4 protein-coding genes and 1 tRNA gene are annotated in these 3,941 nt (G+C 40.6%); 1 reads left to right on the forward strand and 4 read right to left on the reverse strand.

Annotated elements, in window-relative coordinates:
• Positions 1-17 precede the first annotated feature (17 nt).
• From A5294_RS05005 to A5294_RS05020, 4 genes are all read right to left on the reverse strand, one after another.
• Entirely contained in the window at positions 18-1,277 is a 1,260-nt protein-coding gene (locus A5294_RS05005) for a Na+/H+ antiporter NhaA (RefSeq protein WP_004106322.1), read from the reverse strand.
• A 162-nt stretch (positions 1,278-1,439) separates the two neighbouring features.
• A tRNA-Arg gene (locus tag A5294_RS05010) sits at positions 1,440-1,513 on the reverse strand.
• Between the two features lie 153 nt (positions 1,514-1,666).
• The gene (locus A5294_RS05015; RefSeq protein WP_064340608.1) at positions 1,667-2,341 is read right to left on the reverse strand and encodes an ATP-dependent Clp protease proteolytic subunit; all 675 of its coding nucleotides are present in this window, start codon (positions 2,339-2,341) and stop codon (positions 1,667-1,669) included.
• A 2-nt stretch (positions 2,342-2,343) separates the two neighbouring features.
• Complete coding sequence (locus tag A5294_RS05020; RefSeq protein ID WP_004106325.1) at positions 2,344-2,955, reverse strand: ATP-dependent Clp protease proteolytic subunit; 612 nt, start codon at positions 2,953-2,955, stop codon at positions 2,344-2,346.
• Positions 2,956-3,169: 214 nt separating this feature from the next.
• Between A5294_RS05020 and A5294_RS05025 the strand changes: the two genes are divergently transcribed.
• Positions 3,170-3,940 carry a hypothetical protein gene (locus A5294_RS05025; RefSeq protein ID WP_064340609.1) on the forward strand — a complete coding sequence of 257 codons (771 nt, stop codon included), beginning with the start codon at positions 3,170-3,172 and terminating at the stop codon, positions 3,938-3,940.
• The last annotated feature ends 1 nt before the right edge of the window (position 3,941 follow it).

Genomic DNA, 3,941 nt, shown 5'->3' on the forward strand with positions numbered 1-3,941 from the left:
GAAAATAATAATTAAAACTAGTCTTCAACTTCATCTAATTCTTCTTCCATATGCTTTGCTTGCATAGAAAGTAAGAAGCCAGAAACTCCTGCAGCAATAATAGAAGCAACAAGAACGCCAAAACGTGCTTCAGCGGACAAATCTGCGTCAGAATACGCAAGCGAGGCAATAAGAAGAGAAACAGTGAAACCAATTCCACACGCACATGCTGTAGGCATTAAGTCTACTACGCGAAGACCATCAGGAACTTTCAAACCTAGAACACGCTTTGATATCCAAGCAGTTGCCATAATTCCAACAGGTTTACCAACAACAAGAGCAATAGTGATGGCAATCAAAATTGGCGAGAAGAACAACTCCCAAGTCAATGTTTCAAAATGCACTCCTGTAGCGAAAAGAGCGAAAATTGGAAGAGCCAATAACGCAGAAACAGGCTGAATTTTTTCACGATAGCGTTCAGCCCGAAGCGTTTTTTCACCATGAACTAAATGCGCCGGAGTTAGCAAACCCACCATTACTCCAGCTAAAGTTGGATGCACGCCAGCTTCATACATCATAATCCAAGCCATAATTCCTACTATTGCAACCAACGGCCATGGAACGCGCTTCAAACGCACTAAAGTAGTCCAAACCAAACCGCAAGCAATTACTCCAGCAAACCAATACCATGCGTTAAGAGACGAGAAGAAGACAGCAATAAGTGCTATTCCAAGCAAATCGTCTACTGTAGCAAGAGTCATAAGAAATGCGCGCAAAGCGTGTGGCAAAGTTTTTGCAAATAAAGCAAGAACAGCAAGAGAGAAAGCTATATCCGTTGCTGTAGGTATTGCCCACCCGTCACGAACCATATCAAGCGAAGGTAAAGCGCCAGAAGTAAGACGCATAATCTCCTGCCCAGCATGCAATTCAGAAAATACAGTTACTGTAGCAACAAACAGCAAAGGAGGCACAATCATTCCACCAACAGCACAAATCATTGGCATTGCAGCTGCGCGAGGGTCAGAAAGCGAACCAGCAATAAGCTCATGTTTTAAATCTAAACCAACCGAAAGGAAGAAAATAGTAAGCACGCCATCTTGTACCCAGTGACCAATCGACATGTGTATATTCGTCCACGGAATGCCTACATGAGTATGCGATACGGCTTCAAATATTGGTGCGGTTAAAGGAATATTTGCAAGCAATAAGCCGGTAAGAGCGAAACCAAGCATAATTAAGCCAGAAATTCGCTCATTATTTGCAATATTGCGTGCTACTCTCCAACTGCGTCGTATCATATTGTAAATATTTCCTCCACTAAATGCATTTATAACGTTTATAACGTTTTATAGTGCAAAATATGTGATTCGCACTTTTAAGTATAACTGAGAGGCATAAACCGAGCGAGTTGTATTCGAATTAAAAAAAAAACGCGGAGCAAAAGCTTCGCGTTTTGTTTGTGCGCCAGACAGGATTCGAACCTGCAACCTTCTGATCCGTAGTCAGATGCTCTAATCCGTTGGGCTACTGGCGCATGTTTCCAGCCTCAAGAACCATGTCCTTGTTTCCGGCAACTTGACTAATATACAACCATCCGCGCTAAAACACAAACCCCGGCGTGTCGACCGGGGTTTGTTGTTAAGAAATGCAAGAATTGATAAATACTCGCTAAGTTGTAAAGATTGAATTATGCTCTGCGCTCAAGCACTTCGTCAACCATTCCATAAGCTTTAGCTTCTGGAGCAGTCAAAATAGTATCCACTTCAATATCTTTACGGATGCGCCCAATATCTTGACCAGTATGCTTTGCAAGAGTTGATTCTAACCAAGAACGCAAACGCAACATTTCCTTAGCTTGAAGCTCAATTTCAGTAGCTTTACCAAAATCTTGACCCATTGCAGGCTGATGGATAAGCACACGAGCATTTGGCAAAATCATGCGCTTACCAGCAGCTCCAGCAGCAAGAATAATAGCAGCAGCAGAAGCAGCCTGACCTAAGCAAACAGTTTGAACATCTGGATTAATGTATTGCATTGTGTCATAAATCGCAGTCATAGCAGTCATCGAACCGCCAGGTGAATTAATGTACATCATCACATCGCGATCAGAATCCATGCTTTCTAAAACAAGCAACTGAGCCATAATGTCGTCAGCAGAAGTGTCATCTACTTGCACACCCATGAAAATAATGCGATCTTCAAACAGCTTAGTGTAAGGATCTTGCGTTTTCATGCCATATGGAGTTTGCTCGCCAAATTGAGGCAACACGTAACGATTAGTAATGCGCTGAGCAGAAGTAACGCCGCCAAAACCAGCTAAACGCTCAGCACGCGCAACAAACTTTGCTTCTTCACTTGCCATAATTACTCCTCACCGCGCATAGAAGCAGGAGTGGTCACAATTTTATCTACGAAACCATACTCCAAAGCTTGCTGAGCTGTAAACCAGTGATCGTATTCGTTATCTCGGTAAATTTCCTCTACCGTATGACCAGTCTGCTTTGCAGTCAATTCAGAAAGCGTTTTTTTCATATCCATAATAAGCTCTGCGTTAATTCGCACATCCGTAGCAGTGCCACCGACACCGCCAGAAGGTTGATGCATAAGCACACGAGCATGTGAGGTAATATAACGCTTACCAGGAGTGCCAGAACTAAGCAAGAACTGACCCATAGATGCAGCCATGCCAACAGCAATAGTTGCAACATCTGGCTCAATTAATTGCATAGTATCGTAAATTGCCATACCAGCAGTAATTGAACCTCCAGGCGAATTAATATACAACCAAATATCCTTCTTAGGATCTTCCGCAGCAAGCATTAACATTTGCGCGCAAATAACATTGGCATTCTCGTCTTTTACTTCAGATCCCAACCAAATAATGCGATCTTTTAGCAACCGATTAAAAATAGAATCAGTTGATGTAGGCGCTTCAGCCTGTTCCATCACAGGAGAAGCTGTAAAAAGCTCAGTCACTATATCTCCTTGTTACCACGTAATTATTTCTACACTACCTTGTGCGCATGACCGCATAGAAAATATTGCAAATATGATTTGAATTGAATGTTTTACGCCAAATTTCTAAAATTTTATTCATATCAACAGATGTAATTTTTACTTATTACCTCACGTTAGTATGCATTATTGAGTATATTTTTATTGGATTATCAATTCATTATAAGGAGTAATTATGGATCCTAACCAATTGCCAGACAACAACTACTCGCCTGCTCCGATGCCAAATAACGAGTATCCAAATAATGGTTACCAAAATAATACATACCCAAATAATGTAAATCCAAATAACGGATACCCAAACAATGGTTATGGAAACAATGGGTACCAGAACAACGGATACCCAAATAACGGATACCAGAACAACAATTACCCTAATAATGTAAATCCAAATAATGGTTACCAACCAAACTTATATCAGAATAATCAACAACCAGTCAACAACTATCCTGCAAACGCTTATCCAAATGCAACAAATACAAGTGCTCATAAGTCAAAATACATTTGGCTTATTGTTGTCATAGTAGTAGCAATAGTTGCAGTAGGTGGCTACGTAATTTCAACTAATCTTAAACCGCATTACAATTGCGCTGCACCAAAAAGCGCAAATATTGAAGAATACGTACATTGCCATCCAGAAGAAGCTAAAAAACTCACTAATGGATTTAATGATGCCACTAGCAGCTCACCATTCAACATAACGTTTGACACTAAAGGTGATCAGCTCAATATAAATGCAAAGTTCAAAAGGCACCTATCTGATTTAGAAATTACAGCGTTAAAGACTGGAATGCAAACATACGGCGATAGCCTCTCGAACTTGATGCCACAATCAGCATCGGATGAAATGAAAGAAAAAATTATTGCACCAATACGCATACATTTCTCCTTCTCAAACGATGATGGAACTTTTATCGCAGATAAAGAATTCAGTTCTAATAATTAAC

The sequence above is a fragment of the Gardnerella sp. 30-4 genome, assembly GCF_001641215.1.
Lineage (GTDB): Bacteria > Actinomycetota > Actinomycetes > Actinomycetales > Bifidobacteriaceae > Bifidobacterium > Bifidobacterium leopoldii.

Coding starts and splice junctions, on each gene's coding strand:
- A5294_RS05025 (WP_064340609.1), top strand. CDS start 3,170: ATGGATCCTAACCAATTGCCAGACAACAACTACTCGCCTGCTCCGATG.
- A5294_RS05005 (WP_004106322.1), bottom strand. CDS start 1,277: ATGATACGACGCAGTTGGAGAGTAGCACGCAATATTGCAAATAATGAG.
- A5294_RS05015 (WP_064340608.1), bottom strand. CDS start 2,341: ATGGCAAGTGAAGAAGCAAAGTTTGTTGCGCGTGCTGAGCGTTTAGCT.